Annotated in this window: 20 protein-coding genes, 1 tRNA gene and 1 riboswitch; of the genes, 16 read left to right on the top strand and 5 right to left on the bottom strand. The window is 39.0% G+C overall.

The window, feature by feature from the left end:
- The first annotated feature begins 17 nt into the window (after positions 1 to 17).
- Both ychF and HXT38_RS03165 read left to right on the top strand, forming a co-directional pair.
- The gene (ychF, locus tag HXT38_RS03170; RefSeq protein WP_004106888.1) at positions 18 to 1,106 is read left to right on the top strand and encodes a redox-regulated ATPase YchF; all 1,089 of its coding nucleotides are present in this window, start codon (positions 18 to 20) and stop codon (positions 1,104 to 1,106) included.
- A gap of 159 nt (positions 1,107 to 1,265) precedes the next feature.
- Positions 1,266 to 2,030, top strand: a complete 765-nt coding sequence (locus HXT38_RS03165) for a L,D-transpeptidase (RefSeq protein ID WP_421791603.1) — start codon at positions 1,266 to 1,268, stop codon at positions 2,028 to 2,030.
- Between the two features lie 102 nt (positions 2,031 to 2,132).
- On the opposite strand, the gene HXT38_RS03160 is transcribed toward HXT38_RS03165, so the two are convergent.
- Entirely contained in the window at positions 2,133 to 3,194 is a 1,062-nt protein-coding gene (locus HXT38_RS03160; RefSeq protein WP_032842515.1) for a YeiH family protein, read from the bottom strand.
- A gap of 220 nt (positions 3,195 to 3,414) precedes the next feature.
- On the opposite strand from HXT38_RS03160, the gene HXT38_RS03155 reads away from it, so the two are divergent.
- The 3 genes from HXT38_RS03155 (at position 3,415) to HXT38_RS03145 (ending at position 9,071) form a co-directional block, all read left to right on the top strand.
- The gene (locus HXT38_RS03155; RefSeq protein ID WP_101892149.1) at positions 3,415 to 3,780 is read left to right on the top strand and encodes a DUF488 domain-containing protein; all 366 of its coding nucleotides are present in this window, start codon (positions 3,415 to 3,417) and stop codon (positions 3,778 to 3,780) included.
- A 337-nt stretch (positions 3,781 to 4,117) separates the two neighbouring features.
- Positions 4,118 to 5,407, top strand: coding sequence for a uracil-xanthine permease family protein (locus HXT38_RS03150; RefSeq protein WP_004119362.1), 1,290 nt, complete (start codon positions 4,118 to 4,120; stop codon positions 5,405 to 5,407).
- A gap of 133 nt (positions 5,408 to 5,540) precedes the next feature.
- Positions 5,541 to 9,071: a UPF0182 family protein gene (locus tag HXT38_RS03145; RefSeq protein WP_421791601.1), complete on the top strand. Its 3,531-nt coding sequence runs from the start codon at positions 5,541 to 5,543 to the stop codon at positions 9,069 to 9,071.
- 100 nt (positions 9,072 to 9,171) lie between these two features.
- Here the strand turns inward: HXT38_RS03145 and HXT38_RS03140 are convergent, their stop codons facing one another.
- Positions 9,172 to 9,963 (bottom strand): ABC transporter permease, encoded by a 792-nt coding sequence (locus tag HXT38_RS03140; RefSeq protein WP_116971367.1) that lies wholly within the window; start codon positions 9,961 to 9,963, stop codon positions 9,172 to 9,174.
- A 308-nt stretch (positions 9,964 to 10,271) separates the two neighbouring features.
- Here HXT38_RS03140 and HXT38_RS03135 point away from each other — a divergent pair, with 308 nt between their 5' ends.
- From HXT38_RS03135 to mfd, 3 genes are all read left to right on the top strand, one after another.
- A complete protein-coding gene (locus tag HXT38_RS03135; protein WP_004106862.1) occupies positions 10,272 to 11,324 on the top strand; it encodes an ABC transporter substrate-binding protein in 1,053 nt (350 codons plus the stop codon).
- Positions 11,325 to 11,463: 139 nt separating this feature from the next.
- Positions 11,464 to 12,063, top strand: a complete 600-nt coding sequence (pth, locus tag HXT38_RS03130) for an aminoacyl-tRNA hydrolase (protein WP_004111397.1) — start codon at positions 11,464 to 11,466, stop codon at positions 12,061 to 12,063.
- Entirely contained in the window at positions 12,053 to 15,661 is a 3,609-nt protein-coding gene (gene mfd / locus HXT38_RS03125; RefSeq protein ID WP_421791598.1) for a transcription-repair coupling factor, read from the top strand. The genes pth and mfd overlap by 11 nt, the downstream gene beginning before the upstream one ends.
- Positions 15,662 to 15,737: 76 nt before the next feature.
- Here the strand turns inward: mfd and HXT38_RS03120 are convergent, their stop codons facing one another.
- From HXT38_RS03120 to HXT38_RS03110, 3 genes are all read right to left on the bottom strand, one after another.
- Entirely contained in the window at positions 15,738 to 16,472 is a 735-nt protein-coding gene (locus tag HXT38_RS03120; RefSeq protein WP_421791596.1) for an ABC transporter ATP-binding protein, read from the bottom strand.
- 175 nt (positions 16,473 to 16,647) lie between these two features.
- Positions 16,648 to 17,646 carry an ABC transporter substrate-binding protein gene (locus tag HXT38_RS03115; protein ID WP_421791594.1) on the bottom strand — a complete coding sequence of 333 codons (999 nt, stop codon included), beginning with the start codon at positions 17,644 to 17,646 and terminating at the stop codon, positions 16,648 to 16,650.
- Positions 17,647 to 17,801: 155 nt separating this feature from the next.
- The gene (locus HXT38_RS03110; RefSeq protein ID WP_064340336.1) at positions 17,802 to 18,617 is read right to left on the bottom strand and encodes an ABC transporter permease; all 816 of its coding nucleotides are present in this window, start codon (positions 18,615 to 18,617) and stop codon (positions 17,802 to 17,804) included.
- A riboswitch (TPP riboswitch) is annotated at positions 18,607 to 18,731 on the bottom strand. It overlaps the preceding gene by 11 nt.
- Before the next feature lie 210 nt (positions 18,732 to 18,941).
- Here HXT38_RS03110 and eno point away from each other — a divergent pair.
- The 8 genes from eno (at position 18,942) to HXT38_RS03070 (ending at position 26,149) form a co-directional block, all read left to right on the top strand.
- A complete protein-coding gene (gene eno / locus HXT38_RS03105; protein ID WP_004106847.1) occupies positions 18,942 to 20,237 on the top strand; it encodes a phosphopyruvate hydratase in 1,296 nt (431 codons plus the stop codon).
- Between the two features lie 197 nt (positions 20,238 to 20,434).
- Entirely contained in the window at positions 20,435 to 21,349 is a 915-nt protein-coding gene (locus HXT38_RS03100) for an L-lactate dehydrogenase (RefSeq protein ID WP_004106846.1), read from the top strand.
- Between the two features lie 262 nt (positions 21,350 to 21,611).
- Positions 21,612 to 22,112 (top strand): 2-amino-4-hydroxy-6-hydroxymethyldihydropteridine diphosphokinase, encoded by a 501-nt coding sequence (gene folK, locus HXT38_RS03095; protein WP_004119382.1) that lies wholly within the window; start codon positions 21,612 to 21,614, stop codon positions 22,110 to 22,112.
- Positions 22,113 to 22,167: 55 nt separating this feature from the next.
- Entirely contained in the window at positions 22,168 to 23,307 is a 1,140-nt protein-coding gene (gene folP / locus HXT38_RS03090) for a dihydropteroate synthase (protein ID WP_410295054.1), read from the top strand.
- Positions 23,308 to 23,496: 189 nt separating this feature from the next.
- On the top strand, positions 23,497 to 23,973 hold the full coding sequence (locus tag HXT38_RS03085; RefSeq protein WP_004106839.1) for an FtsB family cell division protein: 477 nt from the start codon (positions 23,497 to 23,499) through the stop codon (positions 23,971 to 23,973).
- A 94-nt stretch (positions 23,974 to 24,067) separates the two neighbouring features.
- Positions 24,068 to 25,735: a DUF501 domain-containing protein gene (locus HXT38_RS03080; protein WP_421792033.1), complete on the top strand. Its 1,668-nt coding sequence runs from the start codon at positions 24,068 to 24,070 to the stop codon at positions 25,733 to 25,735.
- A gap of 42 nt (positions 25,736 to 25,777) precedes the next feature.
- Positions 25,778 to 25,861 (top strand) — tRNA-Leu (locus tag HXT38_RS03075).
- 117 nt (positions 25,862 to 25,978) lie between these two features.
- Positions 25,979 to 26,149 carry a hypothetical protein gene (locus tag HXT38_RS03070; RefSeq protein ID WP_410297094.1) on the top strand — a complete coding sequence of 57 codons (171 nt, stop codon included), beginning with the start codon at positions 25,979 to 25,981 and terminating at the stop codon, positions 26,147 to 26,149.
- The last annotated feature ends 36 nt before the right edge of the window (positions 26,150 to 26,185 follow it).

The following is a 26,185-nucleotide window of genomic DNA, read 5'->3' as shown; positions in this document are numbered from 1 at the left end:
GTCTAAACTAGGTAAATATGTCTTTAACTATTGGAATCGTTGGATTGCCAAACGTTGGTAAGTCCACTATGTTTAATGCTTTAACCCGCAACAACGTTTTGGCGGAGAATTATCCGTTTGCAACTATTGAGCCTAATACTGGTATTGTTCCGCTTCCGGATCATCGTCTTCCAGTTTTAGCTAAATTAGTTAATACTGAAAAGATTGTTCCAGCAACAGTTACTTTCGTTGATATTGCAGGCATTGTTAAGGGTGCTTCCGAGGGTGAAGGTTTGGGCAATAAGTTCCTTGCTAATATTCGCGAAGCAGACGCTATTTGCGAAGTTGTGCGCGCATTTAATGATGATGATATTGTGCATGTTAACGGCAGAGTAGATCCTGCTGACGATATTGACACGATTAATACTGAGCTAATTCTCGCCGATATGCAAACTATTGACAATGCTCTTCCAAAGTTGGAAAAGGATTTGCGCGGTAAGAAAGTTACGCAGGAATACGTAGACGCTGTAAATAAAGCTAAGGAAATTCTTGAATCTGGAAAGACTATTGACCAGGCTCATAACGAAAAGCTTATTGATAAAAACGATGTGTATGATTTACACTTGCTCACTGCTAAGCCATTTATTTACGTGTTTAACGTGGATGATTCGGAGTTGGCTGATGAAGATTTGAAGTCTAAACTTTCTGCATCTGTCGCTCCTGCAAAAGCAATATTCCTTAATGCTCAGTTTGAGTCCGAGCTTACTGAACTTGACGAAGCTGATGCTCGTGAAATGCTTGAAGATGCTGGTTTGAAGGAATCTGGTTTGGATCAACTTGCGCGTGTGGGATTCGATATTTTAGGTCTTCAAACCTATTTGACTGCTGGTGTTAAGGAAGTTCACGCTTGGCAGATTCATAAAGGTTGGACTGCTCCACAAGCTGCTGGTGTGATTCACACTGATTTTGAGCGTGGATTTATTAAGGCAGAAATCGTATCTTATGATGATTTCGTTGCTGCTGACGGTTCTATGGCAAAAATTAAGGAAGAAGGAAAGCTTCGTCTTGAAGGTCGCGACTATGTGATGCAAGACGGTGATATTGTCGAATTCAAATTTAATGTATGATTATTTTCATGTTCGTTCAAAAAAATTTATGATTTTTATGTTACGAGTGATTTTAATATCATAATAAATAAAAGATTTATTTTTTTTTTAAGCGTTGCTCTCCTCGGTTTGCTGTTAAACTAGGGGGAGCGACGTTTTTGCTTTTACAATGGAGATGTTATGCAATTTATTCGTAACTTTGTGAGCGATATACGCAAGTGTGTTCGCATTGTTGCAAGATTTTGCAAATGGTGGAAGCGTAGTTCTAATTTTGCTCGTTGTGTTGCATCAGCTTTATTGGCTACATTATTGATTCCGTTCTTCTGCTTTGTTAGTTTTGAAACTTCTAATGTTGTTTCTGCTTCTTTAAGGCATAGTGCTCAGTTAAAAAAAATTAATTTGAGTGAGCGTGAAAAAATTGATTGCAAAATAAGCAAACTGAACGGTAATGATAAATCTTTTATTAAAAAATATTGCAAAAATTATCTAGAAAATAAGTCTTTACTTAAACCTAATTTTTGGAAATATCCTACTGGTGGAGCCTATCCTAATCTTACAGGAATAAAGGTTTCGGATTTGCATGTGAATGTAAATTTGAAAAAACAGCGTGTTTATATTATTGCTCATGGGAAAACTGTGTATTCAATGGTTATGAGTTCTGGAATAAAAGACTCGACTCCTCATGGTAATTATCAAATTAATGGTCGTGGTGATCATTTCTTTAATCAAGATGAAAAAGTTGGAGCGGATTACTGGGTTGCTTTTATTGGATCGCAATATTTATTCCATTCTGTGCCGACGAATTATAATTTTGGAGAATATATTCCGTCAGAAGGCATGAAGCTTGGAAAGCCTGCATCGCATGGTTGTGTGCGTTTAAGCGTTGCGGATGCCAAATGGTTTTATAAAAATATTCCTGATGGAACGGCTGTGCATATTGGATAGATTTTTCAAGAATACACGAAAATAAATTATCGAGAATATAAAATGAGGATCTTCAAACGAAGACCCTCATTTGTTAAGCAAAACTATTTTGTAATGTTGTATTTAGAAGAACAGTACTGCAGCTGCATAAGCCAAAGCAACTAAAACAATAGAAGCTAGGAAGCTTGCTGCAAATGCTGCGCGACCTTGCTTAAAAATAGCTCGGAAGTTTACGTTAATTCCAAGTGCAGCCATAGCCATGCCAAGGAAAACGTATCCTGCTTCTACAAGAGTTGATGCGTGAGCTGTTATGAAAGGAACATAAGTTCCAATAACGGATGCTGCAATAAAGCCAAGCATAAACCATGGGAAGCTAATCTTATGCTTTCCGCCATTTTCAACTTTGCTATGACGAGCATTCCACCAAATTGCAATAAAGATGGAGGCTGGAACGAGCATAAGAACTCGTGAAAGCTTCATGATTGTTGCAACATCGATACTATCGAATGCTCCGCCAGCTGCAACGGCATGTGCGATTTCGTGAAGTGATGCACCTGCTGTAATGCCAAGCTGCTGCTTAGTCATGCCAAAGTTAGGCAGGATGAAGATTTCAGCAAGAGCGTAAATAGTGCCCATAATTGCAACTGTTGCAACAGCCATAACTTCGTTCTGTTCTTTCTCATCTTCCTCTTCTGGAAGAACTGGCATTGAGCCAGAAAGACCCATAACTGCAGCAGCTCCACAAATACTTGTGCCTCCTGCTGTAAGCATTGCAAGCTGAGGATTTACCTTCAAGAGTTTAGCAATGTTATAAGTTACGCAAACCATTATTGCAACTAACACAGCTGCAATAGGCAAGCATTTAATGCCCTTGGTAAACAAATCATGCAAATTCAGCTTAAATCCGAGGAGAATAATACCTAGGCGAAGAAGTTTGTTTGCAATCAAACCAGCAGCGCTTTTAACGCCTGCTCGCCTTGAATCATTATTCATTTTGTACACGTGCAATGGCAGCTGCAGAGCCATGCCAACAAGCAACGCAATAATAAGAGCACCAAGTAATTGGAAACCTGGGTACTGCTTAAGCCAGCTACCAATGAAGGAAGCTAGAAGTGTCAATACAGCAATAAGAGCCATATCGATGGTGCAGATTTTCTTTTTCCATGTATCAAAGAAATTAACCATTTAGCCAAGTATTCTCCCATAATCGGACAAAAACGAACATAAATTAAAAAATTAAGCAAATTTTATATAATTTTGCTGCAAATAAACGCGACACGCCGACATAAAATCACATAATCGAACATAATAACTCAATTTATATCGCATATATCTTTTGCTAGTAAATAATTCCTTGAAAAAATAAATAAAGCTGCGATTATAGTAAACGTATAAAGGAGATTTTATGAACAAGTGCACTGTGAAGATTAAGCGTGTGTATGAAACGGTTAGTGAAGATGATGGTGTGAGAGTCTTGGTTGATAGACTTTGGCCGCGTGGTATAAGCAAAGAATATGCTCATATTGATAAATGGCTTAAAGATATTGCTCCTACTTCGCAGTTACGCAAGTGGTTTAATCATGACCCGGAGCATTTTGAAGAATTTTCGCATCGTTATGTTGAAGAACTTGATTCAAATCATGAAGCTGTTGGTGTGATTATGGATTTGTTTAATAAGTATCAAACTATAACTTTGTTGTATGCTGCAAAAAATCCAAAAGTAAATCACGCATTAGTTTTGCAAGAATATTTACAAAAATTACTTGCTTGAATATGTGTTCACTAATTTTGCGATTGTTTAACTTTGCCTAACTTTAATTATTTTATAAACATAAGTTAGTAAGTATCAACTTTAGTTGGTGTTCATTGCATTCTTTTCAACACGCCGACTTTGCTTGATATTCCAACAAAAATAAAAAACAAAACTGTAATTTTTTTCTTATGCTCGACACTTTCGTTTTGCAACATTAGAATGTCCCTTTGGCATATGGGTCGGTGGTGCAATGGACCTCCCAGAAGCTGCCATCCCAGCGCTCAATGAGTGCTTGTTTTTTAGCGACACTTGTTTACACAACATTTTGCATAGCTTGTTTTTGCAAGGAGAAGAAATGAATTCATTATTCACGTGGCAGCTTCACGGTAATGGCAAAACGTTAAAGCCTGGTGAAGTTGTAGAGCCAGACGAGCGTTTGACTTGGACTCGTACTGCTGGAATTGGTGCTCAGCATGTTATTGCAATGTTTGGTGCTACGTTCTTGGTGCCTATTCTTACAGGCTTTGATCCATCAACAACATTGATGTTCACTGCTATTTCTACAGCACTGTTCTTACTTATTAACGCAAATAAGCTTCCTAGTTATCTGGGAAGCTCTTTTGGTCTTATAGCACCTGTTATGGCTGTAACAACAGCTCATAAAGGTATTGCAGTTGCAAGCTTTGGCATTATGTGCACAGGTTTACTTCTTGCTCTTATAGGTGTGCTTGTACATTTTGCAGGAGCTAAGTGGATTGACATTATTATGCCGCCTGTTGTAAACGGTGCAATCGTTGCAATTATTGGTTTTAATTTAGGACCTGCAGTTTGGACTAATTTCCAGAAAGCTCCAGATACGGCTCTTGTGACATTAGTTGCTGTAATGCTTATTGCTGTAGTATTTCGCGGTCTTCTTGGTCGTTTAAATATTCTTTTAGGTGTTCTCGTTGGTTACGCTTATGCATGCTTCCAAGGTCAAGTCGATTTTAAAAAGATTGAAGAAGCTTCTTGGATTGGTTTTCCTAAATTCCACACTCCACAAGTTGATTTCTCTGTTCTACTTATGTTCTTGCCGGTAGTACTTGTTCTTATCGCAGAAAATGTTGGTCACGTAAAGTCTGTAGCTCAAATGACTGGTCGCGACTATGACTCTAAGATTGGAACTGCATTATTTGCAGATGGTTTTGGTACAGCTATTGCTGGTTTATTCGGTGGCTGTGGTACTACTACGTACGGCGAAAATATCGGTGTTATGGCCGCAACAAAGGTCTATTCTACTGCAGCTTATTGGTGTGCTGCAGCTTTTGCATTCATCCTGAGCCTTTGCCCAAAGTTTGGTGCTGTTGTAAACTCAATTCCAGCTGGTGTTCTCGGTGGCGTGACCACTTTGCTTTACGGCATGATTGGCATGATTGGCGTAAGAATCTGGGTAGAAAACAAAGTGAACTTCGATAAGCCAGTGAATATTATGATTGCTGCAATCGTTATGATTATTGGTATTGCTAACTTCCAGTTTGCTATTTCTGGCATTCAGTTCAACGGTATTGCAATCGGAACCGTTGTGGTGTTGGTTGTATATCACTTATTGAAGGCTATTGGAAAGCTTACTGGTACGATCGCTAAAGATGATCCTGATGTTGCCTAGCTTAAATGCTCCAATTTGATTTAATTTAATCGCTTTAAGCGCGCTTGCATTAATTTGCGGGCGCGCTTTTTGTAATTAGTTTTGATTACATAATATGTAGAGTGGGAATAATTAATATAGTACTATTAACTTTATGTTGAAACTCATCATAGAAATAATTATTGGCGTTGCATGGGCTGCTTTTGGCGTGTATATGGCTAAAAAACCTAAAAATACTAAGACGCATAAGCGTGCCGATTATACAAGCGACGGAAAGAAAAAGCGCCAACAAGATAACGATTCTACTGATTCTATTGAGCAAGATGTAATTGTAGAAAGCATTGATGAAGATAATAAAAGTGATGATGTTGTTGCTAAAGACGATTCTAAAGAGGATGCTAAAGACGATTCTAATAGTGAAAACAAAGGTAAGACTTTTTCAAAGTTTACAAAAAAAATAGAAGATTGGGCAGACTATTATAGTGATGATGGTGACTTTGGTGACCTCTTTAGTGATTTATTAGAAGCTAAGAAAAAACTAGAGAACAAAGGCGATTTTCCAAAAAATAGCGAAAGTAATAATATCAATAAAAGCGATTATAAGAGCACTGAAAATAAGGAGCATAAGCGTTCTATGAGATTAGAGTTTAATGTAGGTAAATTTATTGGCGGCTCAAGAAGATGGCGGTGGATTCTTGCGATAGTATTGTTAATCGTTGTGCTTGCTATAGCTGCAATATTTGCTCTCGCAAGGTTCATAACTGATTGCATGTGGTATTCACAGCTAGGCTTTGAAAGCGTTATTTGGATTCAACTTGCAGCAAAAGTAGGCGTTTGGGTGCTTTATGCAATATTAATGTCTGCTTTTGGCTACTTGTCTGCAGCTTTGGCAATAAAAGCGCGTCCAAGCAATGCAGATGGAACTTATATTCGAATTAAAGGCAATGTTATTGATTTAAAGCAGGGAATTAGTTCAAAGCTTGCTTTGCATGTTGCAGGAATTTTTTCATTGATTGTAGGCGCGGTATTTGGATTTAAATTCTACAATCATTGGGCGCAAATTTTGTTAATGTTTAACGCCCAACCTTTTGGCATTAAGGATCCGCAATTTGGAATTGACAATGGGTTTTATGTATTCGTACTACCAGGATTAAGGTTATTTATAAGCGCATTTGTGCTCTTATTGGTAATATCCCTTGTTTTCTCTATTATTACGCATGTTCTTATGGGAGCAATTCGTTTTAGTATGCCTATCGACGGTAAAGGCATATTAAGTATTACAAAACGAGCACGTAGACAAATTTCTGTATGGTTTATGCTTGTGATTTTGACGTGGGCAGCTCAGCAAATTTTAGACATGTTTGCTGTTGTAACTCTTGACGGTCCTCGTATTACTGGCGGTTCATACACGGATATGAATGCTGGAGTTCCTGGAAGCATAGTTATGGCAGTAATTACAGTGTTAGTTGGTTCTGTTATTGCATTTTGGTTTATGAAATCTCACGCTTTATCTGTAGAAGCACCAATTTCAGTGCGTTTTAAAACTGCTGTAAAAGCTTGGAAAACTCCGACTATTGCTTTAGCTTTTATGATTGTTTGCTCAATTGTTATATCTTTTGCCTGGCCGGCACTTGTGCAGCGATTTAAAGTTGCTCCTAATGCTCAGGAATTGGAAGCTACTTATATTCAGCGTAATATCGATGCTACAAAGTTTGCTTACGGTCTAAATAATGTAAAGAAAGAATCGTATAACGCTACTTCTAAAGGTAAATCAGGTGCATTATCAAAAGAAGCAGAGTCAACTGCGCAAATTCGTTTGTTAGATCCACAAGTTACGTCTCCAACTTTCCGCCAATTGCAGCAATCGAAGCAATACTACACTTTCGCAGATACGCTTTCAGTTGATAAATACGATATTGACGGTGTAAGTCAAGATACAGTTATCGCTGCACGTGAACTCGATTTAGCTGGAAACGATAATCGAAACTGGGTTAATGATCATACAGTTTATACGCATGGCTACGGAATTGTTGCAGCCTACGGAAATAAAGTAACTACAGATGGTCAGCCGCAATTCATGGAGTACGGTATTCCTGCTCAAGGCAAACTTACTAAGTCGCAAAAGTATGAACCACGTATTTACTTCTCTCCGAATGCTCCTGAGTATTCTATCGTTGGATCTCCAAAAGGGACAGCTCCATGGGAGTTTGATTATCCGACTGGTTCTCAAGGTGCATTAACTACTTTTAATGGCAATGGTGGTCCAAGTTTAGGCAATTTCTTCTCTAAACTTTTGCATGCAATTAGGTTTGGGTCTGATCAGATTCTTTTCTCTGATCGTGTGACTTCTGAATCTCAAATTTTGTATGATCGTGATCCTAAGACACGCGTGTCTAAGGTTGCTCCTTACTTAACTTTGGATGGTCGAGTTTATCCTGCAGTAGTAGATGGTCGCGTTAAGTGGATTGTTGATGGCTATACTACTTCTGATTCTTACCCTTATTCTCAGATGACTGATTTTGGTAAGGTAACTCAAGATTCCACAACAACAACTTCTCATTCTATTAAAGGATTGACTAATCAACGCGCAAACTACATCCGTAATTCTGTGAAAGCTACAGTTGATGCTTATGATGGTTCTGTTGATTTGTATGTGTGGGATACGAAAGACCCTGTAATCAAGGCTTGGAGATCAATTTTCCCAGGTCACTATCATGACATTTCTAAGATTTCTGGTGATTTGATGAAGCATTTGCGTTACCCAGAAAGCTTGTTTAAAGTTCAACGTCACTTATTAGCAAAGTATCACGTCGATACCGCAAGTCAATTCTTCTCTGGAGAAGACTTCTGGCAGATTCCTGTTGATCCAACTGAATCTCAAAAAGCACAAAAAGAAGATATTTTGCAACCTCCATACTATTTGACTTTGCAAACTGGAGACGCAAAGAAACCAGTATTTTCGCTTGTCTCTACTTATATTCCAGCTGGTAAAAGTACGCGTGAAATATTGACTGGTTTCTTGTCTGTTGATTCAGATGCGGGGGATACTCCTGGAAAGATTGGTTCAAATTACGGTAAGATTCGTTTGCAAGAATTACCCAAGATATCTAATGTTCCAGGACCTGGCCAAGCTCAGAATAATTTCAACGCTAATGCAAATGTTTCTAAAGAATTGAATTTGCTTGAATCCGGTTCTACTAAAGTTAAACGTGGCAATTTGATTACATTACCTCTTGGTGGAGGACTGGTTTATGTAGAGCCTGTTTATGTGCAATCTAGCGGTTCTACTAGCTATCCTTTGCTTAAGAAGGTGTTAGTTGCGTTTGGAGATCAAGTTGGATTTGCAGATACGTTAGATGAAGCACTTAATCAAGTATTTGGCGGAAACTCGGGTGCTTTGGCTGGTGATGCTTCTAATAATTCTTCTTCAAACAATGCTGCTGAAAGTAATGAATCTAAGGATGCTGATTCTAAAGAAGGTAGCTCTAAGGAAAGTGAGTCTAAGAATTCAGAAAAATCTCATTCTATGAGCCAAAAAGCTAAAGAAGCACTTAAACGTGCAGCTCAAGCGTTAAAAGATTCTGATTCTGCTATGCGATCCGGAAACTGGGAAGCTTACGGAAAGGCGCAAAAAGAGCTGAGCGATGCTATTAATGAAGCAATGAAAGAAGAATCAGGTAAGTAGTAAGTTTTCATTAATATCTCAGTTTGTGAGTTACAAAAGTAGCGAATGTTGCGTTATTTTCGTCACTTTTGTAACTCACATGTGCTGTTTTAATGCAATTTCACAATTGGCTATCTGGGTCATCATCTTCGTCTGCTGAACCAATCATAATTCTTTCACAAACGTTAACAATGCACATAAGAAGCGCAGTAAGAATTATTATTACTATTGTTGCAGAAAAAATAAGTGGTGTTCTAAATGAGTTATAAGCGAATTGAAGCCAAATTCCTAGCCCATCTTTGGCTCCCAGATATTCCGCAGTTGAAGCAGTTCCAAAAACATAAGCTGCACTAATACGTATGCCACCAAAAATTTGGCGAGCTGCAACCCTTAATTTAACATGCCACAAAGTCCAAGTTCTACCTGCTCCACAAGTTAAAGCAACATCTGTATAAAAACTTGGAACGGCGTCAAGACCTCGTATAGTTTGCACAGCAATAGGGAACATGCTGAAAACCATTACTATTACAATTTTCCCCGATATTTCAAAACCAAACCAAATCAAAAAAATTGGCGCAATAGAAATTAATGGCATAGTTTGCGCTGCGCATAAAAGAGGGAATAAAGCAGATTTAACAAGCTTACAAACATGGAAAATAACACCTAAAAGAATTCCAACTACTATTGCAATAGAAAAACCGATAACTGTTTCTTGTGTTGTAATTAATGCTGCAGGTAATAGAGTTGGCAAAGCGTCAGCTGTTGATTGAACAATTGAAGATGGTGTTGGAATCAAATTTTCCGAAATTTTATAATATTCGCATGAATACTGCCAAAAAACAAGTAAAACTATTACAGAAAATACAGTTGGCAGATATTTAATTAGCATACGTTTAAAACGCGATTGCGTCATGAAAACTCGATTCCTTTCTTTAAAGGACTTCGATTGCTGCCCCAATCGAATTATTTAAAACTACAAACAGCATGTACATTCTATTAGAAGCGCACAACTTCTGTGAATTTAATAGTGTACATTATTTTTATTTGTCTATTTAATCGTGCATAATCTAAATGTTTCGTGAGTCAATGTGTGGCAAACTGTAGCAGATTGAATCTGCTCAGGGGCATTGAACGGCGCGGGCTAGGCCCTTTGTTACCGTTTTCTGCCGAGTTCGTGTCACTTTCCCAGAAGAACGGTACAAGAAACAAAGTAGGGAACTCATGAATATGCGTATTGTAAAGCGTACTCTTGCGTTTATTCTTTCTGCGTGCTGCGTATTTTCTTTCTCGGCATGTGGATCTGCAAGTAGTAGTAAGAATGCAAATCTTCGTAAAGTGTCGTTTATGCTATTTTGGGCACCGGATACTAATCATATTGGTATTTATGTTGCTAAGCATAAAGGATGGTTTAAAGATGCCGGATTAGATGTCAATATACTTGCTGTTGCTCAGACTGGTTCGGAACATGCAGTTGATAGTGGTGTTGCTGATTTTGCTCTTAGTACTTTGACAAATGCTGCTGATTTTTCAACAAAGGGAGCAAATCTTGAGCAAGTTATGCAAGTTCAGCAAAAGCCAAGTGCTATTTGGTGTTCACTTGCTTCGAACAATAAGATTCATTCTCCAAAAGATTTTGATGGTCGTACTTTTGCAACTTTTGGTTCAGCTGAAGGTGATGCTGTAATTCGTAGGATGATTCAACACGATGGCGGTCAAGGTAAGTTCGACAAAGTTACTGTTGGAACTTCAACTTTTAGAACTCTTGAATCTGGCAAAGCTGATTTTGGTGGCTTCTACGGCACTTGGGAAGGCGTGCAGTCTGAAATGTTTGGACCAAAGCTTCGCTGCTTCATGGAGGGCGACTACGGTGTGCCAGGTCAGCCAGATACTATTGGAATAATTGCAAATAAGCGTACTGTAGCTAAAGATCCTAAGCTTGTTCGAGCGTTTGTTAAAGCTGCAAAGCGCGGATATGAATATGCTTATGAACATCCTGATGAGGCTTCTGAAATTCTTGTGAAAGAAGCAAAAGATGCTAATCTTGACATAAAGTTTGTTAAACGTAGCATGAAGATGATTGTTGACGGTCAATATTGGGGCAATCGCGCGGATATTAAGAGCGGAAAATTTGTGTTCGGAACCACTGATGTTAAAGGCGCTCAAGCTTACTTTAACTTCTTAAGTAAGGAAGGTGCTTACACTGATTCTAAAGGCAAAGTAACTCATAAAACTCCGCAAGCAAAAGAATTGTCTACTGACGAATTTTTGAAATAAATAACATAATGACTTGAGTCTTGATAGAATAGGCTGAAGTATATAAGGGCGTATCGAATAGTTGTAATTTTACGTTCAGCTATAATCGATGCGCCCGTTTTGTTGTTTTGCTAAATATTTGAATGGGGAGTGGTCTGCCATGGCATCGGATTTTTGGCTTATTGCTGGCTTAGGAAATCCTGGTACAAAATATGAGGGTACTCGACACAACATGGGTTTTATGGTTGCAGACGTTTTGGCACAACGTTGGTCAGTATCTCTTTCGGATCACAAAGGTTTAGCTAAACTTGGCAAAGGTGTTATGAATCTTGATGGTCGCGTAGCAAAGTTTTTCCTTGCTAAACCGTTGACTTTTATGAACGATTCTGGTGCTGCAGTATCTTCTATAAGCTCCTATTATCAAATAGAACCGGATCATATTGTGATAATTCACGATGATATGGATTTAGATTTTGGGCGCATTAAAGTAAAAGCAGGAGGTTCTGCTGGAGGACATAACGGTATTCGTTCTATAGACCGCTCTCTTGGTACTCCTCAATATTCTCGAGTGAGAATGGGTGTTGGTCATGCACAGCGTGGTGCTCACGCGCACGATAATACTGTCAATTGGGTTCTTGGAGGTTTTGCTGCAGCTCAAAAATCTGATCTTCCAAACTTTTTAGCAGATGGTGCTGATGCTGCAGAAAGTATTATTTTCCATGGATTAGCAGCAACGCAGGAGAAGTTTAATGGCCGCTGATAGCAGGTCTAATATCAAAAACAACAAGAATGATAAGACTGATGATATTTCAGTAATAAGCTTGAGAGATATTCTTAATGATTTATCAACTAAGGATTCACTTTTTAAAGCTTTATCTGAATATAATCTTGATGCGATATCTGATTATTGTTGCGAAAGTGCAAATAAAAATCGTAAAGATTTAGATTCAATAAGTGGAGATTTAACAATTTCTTCTCCTATTGGCATTCGTTCTGCTATTGTTGCTGCATTAGCTAAGAAAAAGCCGGTTGTTGTTATTGTTCCATCGAGTAGAGATGCTGAAGATTTTATTGCATCTGTACGTGATTGGTACGATGGTGATGCTCAAGACGTTGCTAAATTAGAAGCGTGGGAAACGTTACCTCATGAAAGGCTTTCGCCTAGAGCAGATACTGTTGCTAGCAGGATTGCAGTGTTTCGTAGGCTTTGCCATCCTGAAAATAACACATCACTTTTTGGTCCGATTCGCGTGTTGGTTATGCCTGTGCGATCGCTTATTCAGCCTGTAGTTGAAGGCATTGGTGATATAGATCCTTTGTTATTTGAGTGCGGAAAAGAATTAACTCTTGAATATGCTGTGAAACGTTTGGTAGAAAACGCATATACTCGTGTTGATTTGGTGATGGAACGCGGAGAGTTTGCTGTTCGCGGTGGAATTATTGACGTTTTTGCGCCAACGATGACACATCCTGTGAGAATTGAATTTTTTGGTGATGAAATTGATACTATAAAGCAATTTCATGCTTCTGATCAGCGCACTTATGGCAATAATATTGCAAGTATTTGGGCTACGCCTTGTCGTGAGCTTCAGATTACGGAAAAAATTTGCAAGCGTGCGCGTTCTCTTATTGGCGCAATTCCAAATGCTGACGATATGCTTGAATCAATCGCAAATTCTATACCTGTAGAAGGTATGGAGTCTTTGTTGCCTGCACTAGTTGATCGCATGGAATCAGTGCAAAATATGCTTCCAAAGGAATCTGTTATTATTCTATCTGATCCTGAAAAATGCCGTAGAGCTGCAGATGACGTAACTGCTACAGCTAATGAATTCTTAGCAGCTAGTTGGCATGTTGCTGCTTCTGGTCACGGTTCTGGAGCTCCAATAACGTTCGATCAAGCTAATTTCTTGGATTTTGATGAAACGATTTCATCGTTAGAATTGTCTAATCATGACGTATGGAAATTAACTTCTTTTGGTGTTGACAATCAAATTTATGGAAATATTGCTTTGCCAGCATCTGCGCCACAAGAGTTTCGAGGAGATGAATCGAAAGTTTCTGGAGGTATCACTTCTCTTGTTGACAATGGTTTTGCTGTAACTATTACTTCAGCGGCTTCTGGTACTCTTGCACGCTTGAGGCGCGCTATATATGCAACTGGTGTACATGAATTTACTACAGTGCGCTCAAGTATTTCGGATGGCTTCATTGATAATGCTTCGCGTATCGCGATTCTTACAGAGCGTGATCTGACAGGTAAATCTTCTGCATCAGCTCAACTAAAAACTCCAAAACGCAGGCGCAAAGCAATCGACCTAATGGAACTAAAGCCTGGTGATTTCGTTGTGCACGAGCAGCATGGTATTGGACGTTTTGTTGGTATGAAACAACGTAATATTGCTGTTTCGGGTGGTAGTGCAACTCGCGAATATTTAGTAATTGAATATGCTCCTAGCAAACGTAATGCTCCTAACGATAAACTTTTTATTCCAACCGATCAGCTTGATTTAGTGAGTAAATATATTGGTGCCGAAATACCAAAGCTTAACAAGCTCGGAGGTTCTGACTGGGCTCAAACTAAAGCAAAAGCTAAAAAGCATGTTCATGAAATTGCTGAAAATCTTATTAAACTTTATTCAGCAAGGCAGCAATCTCGCGGATTTGCATTTAGTAAAGATACTCCTTGGCAAAAAGAGTTGGAAGACGCATTTCCTTATCAAGAAACTGCTGATCAGCTTACAACTATTGACGAAGTAAAAGCAGATATGGAAAAGCCAATCCCAATGGATCGCTTAATTTGTGGAGATGTTGGTTTTGGTAAAACTGAAATTGCGTTACGTGCAGCTTTCAAAGCAGTGCAAGATTCTAAGCAAGTTGTTGTTTTAGTTCCAACAACCTTGCTTGTTCAACAGCATTACGAGACTTTTACAAATCGATTTGAAGGATTCCCAGTAAAAGTTGCTGCAATGAGTAGATTCCAAACATCTAAAGAAATTGAAGAAACTTTAGCTGGATTGCAAGATGGAAGCATTGACGTTGTTATTGGAACGCATAAGCTTTTGAATCCTAGTATAAAGTTCAAAGATTTAGGTTTGGTTATTATTGACGAAGAGCAGCGTTTTGGTGTGGAACATAAGGAAACGCTCAAAGCTTTGCGCACAAACGTTGACGTATTAAGTCTTTCAGCAACGCCAATTCCTAGAACTCTTGAAATGGCTGTAACTGGTATTCGTGAAATGTCTACTCTCGCAACTCCTCCAGAAGATAGGCTTCCAGTGCTTACATACGTTGGTGCGTATGATAATTCTCAAGTTGCTGCGTGTATTAAGCGCGAATTGTTGCGTGGGGGTCAAGTTTTTTACGTCCATAATCGTGTTGAAGATATTAGTTCTGTTGCAAGTAAGATTCAGGAGCTTGTGCCAGATGTCCGTGTTGCTATTGCTCATGGAAAAATGGGCGAGAAGCAGCTCGATGCTGTTATTCGTGATTTTTGGCATAGAGATATTGATGCGCTTGTTTGTACAACGATTATTGAAACAGGTCTTGATATTTCTAATGCGAATACACTTATTGTCGACCACGCAGATAGATTCGGTTTAAGCCAGTTGCATCAGTTGCGCGGTCGAGTAGGTAGAGGTCATGAGCGTGCTTACGCTTACTTCTTGTATGATCCTTCAAAGCCTATGACGCAACAATCTCACGATAGACTCTCAACAATTGCTCAGCATACTGCACTTGGTTCTGGTTTTGATGTTGCGATGAAAGATTTGGAATTGCGCGGAACTGGAAATTTGCTTGGAGATGAGCAAAGTGGACACATTGAGGGTGTCGGATTTGATTTGTATGTTCGTATGGTTTCTGAAGCTGTTGAAAAATATAAGGAACCTGAAAGAGTTGAGCCTGTTTGTGTAACTATTGATCTTCCTGTTGAGGCTTCTCTTCCAGTTGATTATATTGCTTCTGACAAGCTTCGTTTGGAAGCGTACCGGAAGCTTGCTGCTGCTAAGGATAATAGTGATTTGCGAGAACTTCACGATGAGCTTCTTGATCGCTTTGGTAATCCGCCTGAAGAGTTTGAGTCTTTGTGTGATGTTGCTCGTTTGCGTTTTAAAGCACGCGAAATTGGTATTACGCAAATCAGCTCTCAAGGAAAATCAGTACGAGTTGTTGGCGTCGATCCAAAAGAGTCTGTGATGATGCGTTTGAAGCGTATTTATAGAGGTTTACAGTATCGTCCTCTTACTCATATGCTTATTGTTCCAGCTCCTTTTGAATCTTCACTCGGGTCTGGTTCAATGCATGAGCATGAAATACTTTCATGGGTGCGTCAGCTTCTTGATGACGTTGCTTGGTAAATTTTCTTGTGTTTATTTTATAAATAAAGGCGGCCACTATTTTGCAGTCGCCTTTATCAATTATTTTTTCGCGTTTTTACTGTAACGCTTCTCTAAGCTCGTCTTCTATTTCAACGTGATTATTTGGACGCTTTTGTGCATCAAGTTGGTTTCGATCAATATTCCAGTTTTTCTCAATGATTCCGTCTTTAATCATAAGAATTCTGTCAGAAAGTCTTACTGCTTCAGAAATATCGTGCGTGACCATTATCGTGGTCCAGCCATGTTTCTGTCTTAGATTATCAAGCAAATCTTGCATGTCTAAACGAGTTAAAGCGTCTAATGCTCCGAAAGGCTCGTCTAAAAGTAGTAATTCAGGATTATGAACTAAAGCTCTAGCTAATGAGACTCGTTGTGCTTGACCACCTGAAAGTTCTGATGGCCATTTCGAACCGCAATTATTAAGTTGCATATCGTTAAGAGCTTTTTCTGCAATAGATTTTAGTTCTGATTTGTTTCCTTGCATGCCGAAAACTACGTTCTTACTTACTGTTATCCATGGTATTAATCTTGCATCTTGGAAACCTATTGCTTGATGTTGTGTGACGTTTATTGTTCCAGAATCAGGTTTGATTAATCCTGAAATAACTTTAAGAAGAGTGGTTTTTCCGCATCCTGAGCGTCCTATTAGAGATACGAATTCGCCTTTTTTAATATTTAGATTTATATCTCGTAATATTTTAGCGTTATTTTTAAAAGTCACACCAATATGTTCTAGAGTAACGCAGTAAGAGTTATCTTTAGTCTCATAGTCTTCTATTTGAGTGTTCATATTTACTCCTACTGCGTTGCTCTAAATCATGTTTATATAATATTTATATAACTTTGTTATACAAGCATGTTATATAACTTTGTTTTAATTTTGATTAATCAGTTATATATTATTTTATTTTGATATTTAATTTTTTGTTTTTACTGATATGTGTTTTATAGATATATGGATTAATTTACTTCGTGCAATCCATTACAGAATCTTTCAAATTCTTTGGAGCTTGCTTAATTAAACCATATTTCACGTATTCTTTAGCCTGAGTTTCCATCATTTTCAAACCTTTTTCATCGATTGGGCGAATAGTTGGATTGTCAAACTTTTCAATTTGCTTAATAATGGTTTCGCTTGCTCCGAGCTGCTTGTAAGCGTTTCCAATAACATTGTTTTCTTTATGAGACTTTTCTGCTTCGCGAACAAGAGCCTTGTACATCTTCTTAACAAGATCTGGATGCTTTTGGGCAAAGCTCTTAGAAACAATGTGAATAGTAACGTTCATATTGCCGTACTTTTTAGCATTTACAAGCAATTTTGCGCCTGGAGTTGTCATTGCTGCAGCAAGATTCTGATCGAATGAGGAAATTGCATCAATCTGTCCAGAAGTAAATGCTGCCTGGAAGTTCTTAGGGCTCATCTCAACTTTGTTAACTTTAGAAACGTCTAAACCACTTTTATCGAATGCGCGGTGAAGCATGTAATCGCCAGTATCACCGTTGTGAATAATAGCAACTTTCTTTCCGTATAAGTCTTTTAGTGTTTTCACGCCGCTTTTTGCGGATGCAACGATTCCTTGAGAATCACCATTGTAATATTCGAGCGCAAAAGCTACCCATGGTTGTCCTTCAGCAATCAAATCAATGAAGCGTCCGGTTCCAGTAGTTGTAGCATCTGCATTTCCGCTCATAACAGCAGTAAGACCATCAACTGGAGTGTAAGGACCAGTGTAAACTACTTTAGATTTGCCAAATTCGTCTTGAAGGAATTTCTCATTTTTCAAAGTAGTTAAATAATTTGCTGTTGAAAGATAAGCAACTCTCATAGTTCCAGCGTCTTCTTTTGAAGAAGCGCTTGATGATTTTTGTGAGCTTCCGCAAGCTGCGAGAGATACTGTTGCGCAAACAGCGCAGATTAATGCAATAATGCTCTTTTTAGAAAATTGCATTTTTAAATTAGTCATGATATATAGTTCCTTTTGTTTGTTGTTTTATTTATCTGTTGTTTGTTTGGTTGTTATTATTTGGTTGTTGATTCTAAATATTGACTAATTCTTAAAAAGCAATTTAATGCATTTTAAAAAGTAGTTAACTTTAGAAAAATGTTGATATTACTAGATTATTGGCGTGATTTTCTATCTAATCTGCGCTCAGGTATAAGAAGATACTCTAATATGTTTGCAGTAAGCTCAGATCCAAGACCTGCAATTGCGTACATAATAACGCATGCCATCATTTGATCTGGCCTAAAGAATTCTTGCGCTCTTGAAAGAATGTATCCAATTCCAATAGAAGAATTAACTGTTTCGCAAGTCACTAATGCAACCCATGCTACAGATATTGCAAATCGCAAACCTGTCATAAAACTTGGAAGTGTACCGCGAAGCAAAATAGATATAAAAATAGTAGATTTTTTAACGTGATAAACCTGCGCTAATTCGAGAAGTTTCGGATCAATATTACGCACTCCGTCGCGAATATTAACGTACATAGGTCCAAAAACGCCAACAGCTATAAGCGCTATTTTCATCGTTTCATCTATTCCGAGGAAAATTATTAATATTGGAGCTAAAGCCGGGAATGGAATTGACCTCAACATGTGGCTTGGTTTATCAACTACAATATTGCCAAGCTTACTGCCTCCCGCAAGTATGCCTGCAGGAACAGCAAAAATAATTCCTAACAAAAGTCCTAAAAGAACTCGTAAAATACTTATTCCTAAGGATTTTAACAATATGCCTTCGTTGTTTAAATCAATAAAAGCTTGTATTACTTCATATGGGGACGGCAAAGAACGGTCTTCGATTGGAGAAAGAGTTGTAAAAAACCACAAAACCAAAATGAGGATAGTTGAAATCCACACTTTGAAAGAAGATACCGCTTTAAATGCAATCTTCAATATGTTCTTCGCTTTATTAGGCGAACTGTAAGTCATGCGACAATCCCTTCGATAGTTTTAGCTATATCAGGTTCAACGAGTGTATTCTCAGCGCAACACTGTATGGATTGTTGTTTGGCACGATGTAGTTGCGCACCCCGTGTCTGTGGTCATTATCTCCCAAGGGTATGGACATGTATATTTGAAATCGATATTTATAAACGATATTGCTTAAAAATATACAATTGGCTCATATGACTCGAGTTAAATCAAAATATTGTGAACGTTCACGGCATAAATACGCTGGTACTCAATATAACGTCCATAAAACGCACTAATCTTGGAAGAGTCATCACAACCCATAGGTATAAAGGAGTAGTTGTGGCAGCTATTGAAAGCGTATATGCACGCGAAATTTTGGATTCTCGTGGAAATCCTACTGTTCAGGTTTATTTGGAGACCGAAGATGGCGCTCAGGGTATTGGTTTAGTGCCTTCTGGTGCTTCTACTGGTGAGGCTGAAGCTTGGGAACGTCGCGATGGCGACAAGTCCCGTTATCAAGGCAAGGGCACGTTGGAAGCTGTTAAGGCTGTCAACGAGGTAATCGCACCTAAGGTTATTGGCATGGATGCCACCGATCAGCGCGCTCTTGATGAGACGATGATTGAGCTTGATGGCACGCCAAACAAGGGCAAGCTTGGTGCTAACGCAATTCTCGGCGTTTCCCTCGCTGCTCTCTACGCTGCTGCCGAGTCTGCTCAGCTTCCGTTGTACCGCTACATTGGCGGCACCAATGGTCACATTCTTCCAGTTCCAAACATGAACATCATGAACGGTGGTGCTCACGCTGATTTCGCAACCGATATTCAGGAGTACATGATTTCTCCTTACGGTTTCGCGACCTACAGCGATGCTTTGCGCGCTGGTGTTGAGGTTTATCACACCTTGAAGAATGTTTTGAAGAAGGAAGGCTTGGCTACTGGTCTTGGTGACGAAGGTGGCTTCGCTCCAAAGATGAAGTCCAACGAGGATTCCTTGAAGTACATCATGGATGCAATCGAAGCCGCTGGCTATGAGCCAGGCAAGCAGATTGGTATTTCTCTTGACGTTGCTTCTTCTGAGTTCTACAACAAGGAAACTGGTAAGTATCGTTTCGATGGCGAAGAGCGCGAATCTGCTTACATGCTCGATTACTACGAGAAGCTCATTAACGAGTATCCAATCGTTTCCATCGAAGATCCATTCCAGGAAGAAGGCTGGGATGATTGGGCAGAAATCACCAAGCGTCTTGGTGATCGTTTGCAGTTCGTTGGCGATGACTTGCTCGTCACCAATCCAAAGCGTTTGGCTAAGGGTATTGAGCTTGGTGCAGCTAACTCCTTGCTCGTGAAGTTGAACCAGATTGGTTCCGTTACCGAGACCCTCGACGCTATTGAGCTTGCAACTAAGAACGGCTTCACTTCTATGGTTTCCCATCGTTCTGGTGAAACCCCAGATACCACCATTTCTGATCTTGCTGTTGCTAAGAACACCGGCCAAATCAAGACTGGTGCTCCTGCTCGTGGCGAGCGTATTGCTAAGTACAACCGCTTGCTTGAGATTGAGGAAGAGCTTGGTTCTACCGCTCAGTATGCTGGTTACAGCGCATTCAAGGCTTGCAAGAAGTATATGAAGTAACTTTTAGTTTTAAGTAACTTAGTGGCTTCTTGAGTCTTTGAGTTTTAACGGTCAGTCGTGTTTACGGCTGACCGTTTTTTATTAAATATTTTTGAAAAAATCACAACACGCAAAAAATTTTTCTTAAATTTACTTTCATTCTCCGCATAATGGTGATATTTTTGTGAGAAAATCGAAACAGAAGGAGATGTTTCATTATGCGAAAAGTAGCAGTTATTGGTATGGGAAATGTTGGCGCAGCTGTTGCTCATCAGCTTGTTGTTGGTGGTTACGCCGACGAGCTGTACTTATATGACAAGAATGAAGCTAAGGTTAAGGCTGATGCATTGGATTTTGAGGATTCAATGGACAATTTGCCTTTTAATGTAAACATTACTGTCAATGATTACGATGCTTTGAAAGATGTTGAAGTTATCGTAAGCGCTATGGGCAATATTAAGCTTTTAGACGTCCCAAATCCTGATCGTTTCGCAGAACTTAAACATAATCGTGTTCAAGTTGAAGAAGTTGGCGCAAAGATTAAAGCTTCTGGCTTCCATGGTGTTCTAATTGATATTACGAATCCTTGCGACGCTATTTGCCAGCTTTATAAAGAAACAACCGGTCTCCCTTATGAAAAAGTTATTGGCACTGGAACATTGCTTGATTCTGCACGTCTTCATCGCGCTGTTGGTAAATTCTTCGGAGTGCATCCAAAAGCCGTGAAGGGCTATAGCTTGGGTGAACATGGTGATTCACAGTTCGTTGCATGGTCCACAGTTAAGGTTCTTGAGCAGCCGATTGTTGAGTTTGCAAAAGAAAAGAACATTGATTTAGATGCTGTCGATGAAGAAACTCGTCAAGGCGGCTTCACTGTGTTCTACGGAAAGAAGTATACAAATTACGGTATTGCTGCTGCTGCAGTTCGTCTGGTCCATGCTGTTCTTTCGGATTCGAAGGAGCAAATGCCTGTTTCGAACTATCGAGAGGAATACCATTCTTATCTTTCTTACCCAGCAATCGTTGGTCGCGAAGGTATTGTGAAGCAGTGCCAACTTGACTTGACTGAAGAAGAGTTGCAAAAGTTGCAGCATTCTGCAGATACAATTTTGAGTAAAGCTCAAGCAAAGTAGATGAGTCAAAAATAAAATAACTAAAAAATACTACTTTTGAATCTAAAATATTTTTACAGACTTTAGACAAAAGCGTATTGAAAAATGTCGTTGTAGATTTAATTGCTCCTAAAGAGTGTTGAATTTACAGCGACATTTTTGTTATAAAAATTTTTGATATTAGCTTATTTATTATTTGAATTTATAAAGTTGGCTAGTCCTAATTGTTTATGATATATACTTTTAACTATAAATTGAATTATTTTTTTTGGGGGGTGGAAATATGATTTCTAGTGCATACATAAGTGTTGGAAGCAATATAGGTGATAGATTACTTAATTTGCGCCAAGCTGTTTCGCTATTGAAGCAAAATTCGCATATAAGCAATATTATCGTTTCTTCAGTGTATGAAACTGAACCAGTTGGTGACGTAGTGCAAGACAGTTTTTATAACATTGCTTTACGTTTGGACACTGATTTAACAGCTTTTGAATTGCTTGATTTTATTCATGATATTGAACAGCGTCTTCATAGAAAGCGCATAGTTCGTTGGGGTCCTCGAACAATCGATTTAGATATTATTGATTTTGGTGGTCAAACTATAAAAAGTGAAAATCTTACGATTCCGCACAAAGAAAGAGATAATCGCAGATTTGTATTAGTTCCTTTGCTCGAAATAAGCGCAGACGATGCAAATTATCATGAGCTCATCCAAGATAAGCTTAATAAAACTAGCGACACTAATTGGATTAATATTATTGAAAGTAGCGAAGTTTTTAATTAGTTTGGAATATAAATTTAGTTTTTTAAATATGAGGTTTTAGAAAGAAAGAATACAAATGCGAATTATTGAAAGCAATTTGGAGAATGCATCTTCTAAAAATATTGCAGATATAGCGTTACTGCAGGATCTTTGTGTAAATCAAAAAATTTTATGCACGTGGGAAAATATTAGCGAAAACGATTTAAGCAAAGTAGCTGATTTTCTCGATCATTTTGATACAGCTATCAAAGTTTCCGAGTCTTCTATTGACTTCATTTTGCCGCTTATTGCTCTTAAACCTTTTATGCAAGAATGCGAAAAAGCATGGTACGAAGATCGAGAATTACTTGCAAGTTTGCGCTCGCTATTAAAGCAAAAAGCAATTGTGTGGAATGCAGGGCGATTCTGCTTTGATACACTTGACAAGCCGATAGTTTACGCGATTTTGAATATTACTCCTGACTCATTCTATGACGGCGGCAAGTACCAAAGTGAGGACGAAGTAAATAGCCATATTAAAGAAATAGTTGAAGCCGGTGCTGATGTTATAGAAGTAGGCGGTCAAACTACAAAACCTGGCGGTTATTTAGAAATTACTCCAGAAGAGGAAATAAGTCGCGTTATACCTGCTATTAAGTATATTCACAAAAATTATCCTCAAATTGCTGTAGCAGTAGACACTTACAAGTTACCTGTAATGGAAGCTGCAATTGAAGCTGGCGTAGATATTATAAATGATGTTCGTGCGTTTGATTCTCCAGAAAAAGTAAAGCTTATGGCAGATTCTAACGTTGGATTAGTAACAATGCATAGCAATAGAGATACAGAATATGACAATTTAACAAAGGTTATGTGTCAATTCTTTAGTGATAATTTAAAAATGCTTGTTGATGGAGGAGTTGACTTAAATAGGATCATTCTTGATCAAGGAATTGGCTATGCAAAGGTTGCTGATGGTGAACAAGATTATGCAATGATGCGCAATATTAATCAATTGCATCGTTTTGGTAGACCAATATTGGTTGCGATTTCTAGAAAAGGCTTTGGTAAGAAGCTTTTTAATTTAGATAAAGAAGATCGTTTGCCAGTTACTTTAGTTGCAGAAACAGCGATGTTTATGGCTGGTGGACGTGTAATACGTGCTCATGATATTGCAGAAACAAAGCAATTAGTTGAAATGATCGATGTTATTAATAGAAATTACTGGTTTAAGTAGAAAAATTTGAATATTTTTTTGCAGTTTTGTTCGTCAGTTTTTTAATTTTAATAACGAATAAATGTAGAGTGACTGTAAATGTAGCGTGACTGTAAATGTGGTACAACAGCATTTTGCATCTAAAGCACGTAAGATATTAGCGGAATACATGATGTTTTCACGTCGAATACATCAAGTAATTTAGAGAGTATGGTTATGAAAAAGCGTCGTAAAACGGCATTAGGTGAGGATGTAGTATCACCATTGCAACAGCGTCGACTACTTTCAGGACCGCTCGTGTTTTTATTTATGGTTTTTGTAGTTACCGTTGGTTCAATTGAATGCATTTCAACAGTTAGAAATTATGCGTTAAGCTTGTCGGAGCTTCATGCACTTCAGCGTGAAGAAAGTGATTTACGTGAACAAAAGCGTACGTTGGATAATAATATTGACCGATGGAAAGACAAAGCATACGTTACCGCTCAAGCTAGAGATCGCCTCGGCTTTATTTTTCCTGGTGAGCAGGCTGTTCGTGTAGAGCATCCTGAGGCAGTAACTGGAAAAGTTCCGAATGAATTTGCTCAAGAAAATAGCGAAACTAAGACTCATTCAGTCTTGCCTTGGTATAGTGACTTAATGTATGCAATACATAAAGCAGACAAACCAGATACCGTGCCATCCTTATAACATATAAACTGATAAAGTAAAGAATTATTTATTTGTAAAACAGCTTTAACAGGAGTAGAAACGCATGGCTAACAGCCAAGAAAGTTCAGATAAAATGCAGAACAGTAATAAGAATTATATTCCAAAAGAAGCTGTAAAACCTTTATTTACTACACCTGCGAGTGATGCTGAGCGTGCAATTGTTGAAAAGCAACTTGGAAGATTCCCTAGAGGAATGGTAGCCGTTGGTGCGCGTTGCGTTTGTGGTAGGCCTCTTGCTGTTATTACTAGACCGTGCTTAGAAGATGGCACTCCATTCCCAACTACATGCTACCTTACCAGTCCTGAAGCTGTAAAAGCGGTGTCTCGCGTAGAAGCAGACGGTATTATGCGAGAATATAACGAGCTATTACAATCGGACGAAGATCTAAAGAAACAATATGAGCGTGCACATAAGTATTATTTGGAATTCCGTCATGAATTAGCTGTGTCTTTGGGGGATAGTGAGGAGCATATTAGTCAGATGAGCGCTGGTGGAATGCCAGTTCGTGTTAAATGCTTGCACGCTTTGCTTGCGCAAACATTGGTAATGGGCAAAGGTGTAAATCCGATTGGTGACATGGTATTAGAGCGCATTAAAGATGAGTTTGATCCTAACGTGTGCCGCTGTACTACTCCGTGGAGCGATGATGCATATGCTACTGAAACGGAAGTTGTTGTGGAAGACGAAACGGCTAAAACTGCAGAGGGTGAAGCTGTAAAAAGTGAAACGACTACTTGCGCAGAAAAAACAGTACAGGTTGCTGCAATTGACTGCGGTACAAATTCTATTCGACTAAAAATTGCGCAAGTTTCTGAGCATGGAATGAAAGATATTGTGCCTCGTATGCTTCGCGTCGTTAGACTCGGTCAGGGAATTGACGAAACTCATCGTTTCGCAGATGACGCTTTGAAGCGAGTGAGGGAGGCTGCGCACGAATTTGCGCAAGTTTTGAAAGAACATCCAGTTGATGCGATTCGTTTTGTGGCAACCTCAGCTACACGAGATGCTGAAAATCGTGAGATTTTTGAACAAATGATGATTGATGAGCTTGGTGTTCGCCCTGAAGTTATTAGTGGTAACGAAGAAGCGGCTCTTAGCTTCCTTGGAGCAACAAGCGTTGTGTCTCGCGATGAGTTGCAGCCACCGTATCTCGTAGTTGATTTAGGTGGAGGCTCTACTGAGTTAGTGCTTGGAGGGGATGGTGACTGCTTGCCAGCGCACAAGGTTTCTGCAGCATACTCCATGAATGTTGGTTCCGTTAGAATGACGGAAAGGCATTTGCATACTGATCCTCCGACTGAAGAGGAAATTCAAGCTGCGATTGAAGATATTGACAAGCATATTGATGATGCTTTCAAAGTTGTTCCTGCAGGACGAGCTCGCAGTATTATTGGCGTTTCTGGAACTGTGACAACTATGGCTGCTTTGACTATGGGATTGCAGCATTATGATCATACTGCTGTCGATGGTGTGCGTATTGGATTAGAGCAGGCTTATGCTGTTAATAATCGATTTTTGCGTATGCCTAAGGACTGCAGGCGCACGTATGCGACGATTCACCCAGGGCGTGTGGATGTTGTTGGCGGTGGAGCAGTGATTTGGAGCCGAGTGTTGGAGAGATTAGCAAAAGCTGCGTATGAGGATCACGGTGGGGTTTTAGATACGTTTGTTGCAAGTGAGCATGGTTTGCTTGACGGAATCACGATTGATTTGGGAAGAAAGTTACTCGCCACACGCTGAGCTTGTTCTTTGCTTAGATGTATGGCATAATAATTGATTGCTGCCTCTGTGGCGGAATTGGCATACGCATCAGACTTAAAATCTGACGCCCTTACGGGCTTGTGGGTCCGAGTCCCACCGGAGGCACAAACGAAACGCTGCACAGCTGTTTGCTGTGTGGCGTTTTTGATGAATGTACAATCATGTGGATTCCAGCCAAAGGTACTGGTTGAAACCCCTAGTTCCTCAATTTTCCCCACTATTATGAGTAGAGCAAGAGTATTAGGTATTATTTCGGCAATATGCGCCATCACTGCGGCAACAAATGTTATTTTACAAGTGCCGTTTGCTGGCATTGGATTTACTTTAGCTGCTGGCATAGCTGGCTTATCAGCTGGACTATGCAGCAGTAAATCCTCTAATAAGCGTGAGTGAATTTCTTCCTGTACGATTATAAGTAATAAAACAAGA

It is taken from the genome of Gardnerella sp. DNF01157 (genome assembly GCF_049244225.1).
Taxonomy (GTDB): Bacteria; Actinomycetota; Actinomycetes; order Actinomycetales; family Bifidobacteriaceae; genus Bifidobacterium; species Bifidobacterium leopoldii.
Note: the sequence above shows the minus strand (reverse complement) of the source record. Positions and strands in the feature narration are given on the sequence as shown.

Bases quoted from the DNA above. Each gene is read 5' to 3' on its own strand.
- HXT38_RS03085 (WP_004106839.1), top strand. From the start codon at position 23,497: ATGGTTATGAAAAAGCGTCGTAAAACGGCATTAGGTGAGGATGTAGTA.
- folP (WP_410295054.1), top strand. From the start codon at position 22,168: ATGCGAATTATTGAAAGCAATTTGGAGAATGCATCTTCTAAAAATATT.
- HXT38_RS03140 (WP_116971367.1), bottom strand. From the start codon at position 9,963: ATGACGCAATCGCGTTTTAAACGTATGCTAATTAAATATCTGCCAACT.
- HXT38_RS03145 (WP_421791601.1), top strand. From the start codon at position 5,541: ATGTTGAAACTCATCATAGAAATAATTATTGGCGTTGCATGGGCTGCT.
- mfd (WP_421791598.1), top strand. From the start codon at position 12,053: ATGGCCGCTGATAGCAGGTCTAATATCAAAAACAACAAGAATGATAAG.
- HXT38_RS03115 (WP_421791594.1), bottom strand. From the start codon at position 17,646: ATGACTAATTTAAAAATGCAATTTTCTAAAAAGAGCATTATTGCATTA.
- HXT38_RS03160 (WP_032842515.1), bottom strand. From the start codon at position 3,194: ATGGTTAATTTCTTTGATACATGGAAAAAGAAAATCTGCACCATCGAT.
- folK (WP_004119382.1), top strand. From the start codon at position 21,612: ATGATTTCTAGTGCATACATAAGTGTTGGAAGCAATATAGGTGATAGA.
- HXT38_RS03155 (WP_101892149.1), top strand. From the start codon at position 3,415: ATGAACAAGTGCACTGTGAAGATTAAGCGTGTGTATGAAACGGTTAGT.
- HXT38_RS03070 (WP_410297094.1), top strand. From the start codon at position 25,979: ATGAGTAGAGCAAGAGTATTAGGTATTATTTCGGCAATATGCGCCATC.
- HXT38_RS03120 (WP_421791596.1), bottom strand. From the start codon at position 16,472: ATGAACACTCAAATAGAAGACTATGAGACTAAAGATAACTCTTACTGC.
- HXT38_RS03150 (WP_004119362.1), top strand. From the start codon at position 4,118: ATGAATTCATTATTCACGTGGCAGCTTCACGGTAATGGCAAAACGTTA.
- HXT38_RS03110 (WP_064340336.1), bottom strand. From the start codon at position 18,617: ATGACTTACAGTTCGCCTAATAAAGCGAAGAACATATTGAAGATTGCA.
- HXT38_RS03100 (WP_004106846.1), top strand. From the start codon at position 20,435: ATGCGAAAAGTAGCAGTTATTGGTATGGGAAATGTTGGCGCAGCTGTT.
- pth (WP_004111397.1), top strand. From the start codon at position 11,464: ATGGCATCGGATTTTTGGCTTATTGCTGGCTTAGGAAATCCTGGTACA.
- ychF (WP_004106888.1), top strand. From the start codon at position 18: ATGTCTTTAACTATTGGAATCGTTGGATTGCCAAACGTTGGTAAGTCC.
- HXT38_RS03080 (WP_421792033.1), top strand. From the start codon at position 24,068: ATGCAGAACAGTAATAAGAATTATATTCCAAAAGAAGCTGTAAAACCT.
- HXT38_RS03135 (WP_004106862.1), top strand. From the start codon at position 10,272: ATGAATATGCGTATTGTAAAGCGTACTCTTGCGTTTATTCTTTCTGCG.
- HXT38_RS03165 (WP_421791603.1), top strand. From the start codon at position 1,266: ATGCAATTTATTCGTAACTTTGTGAGCGATATACGCAAGTGTGTTCGC.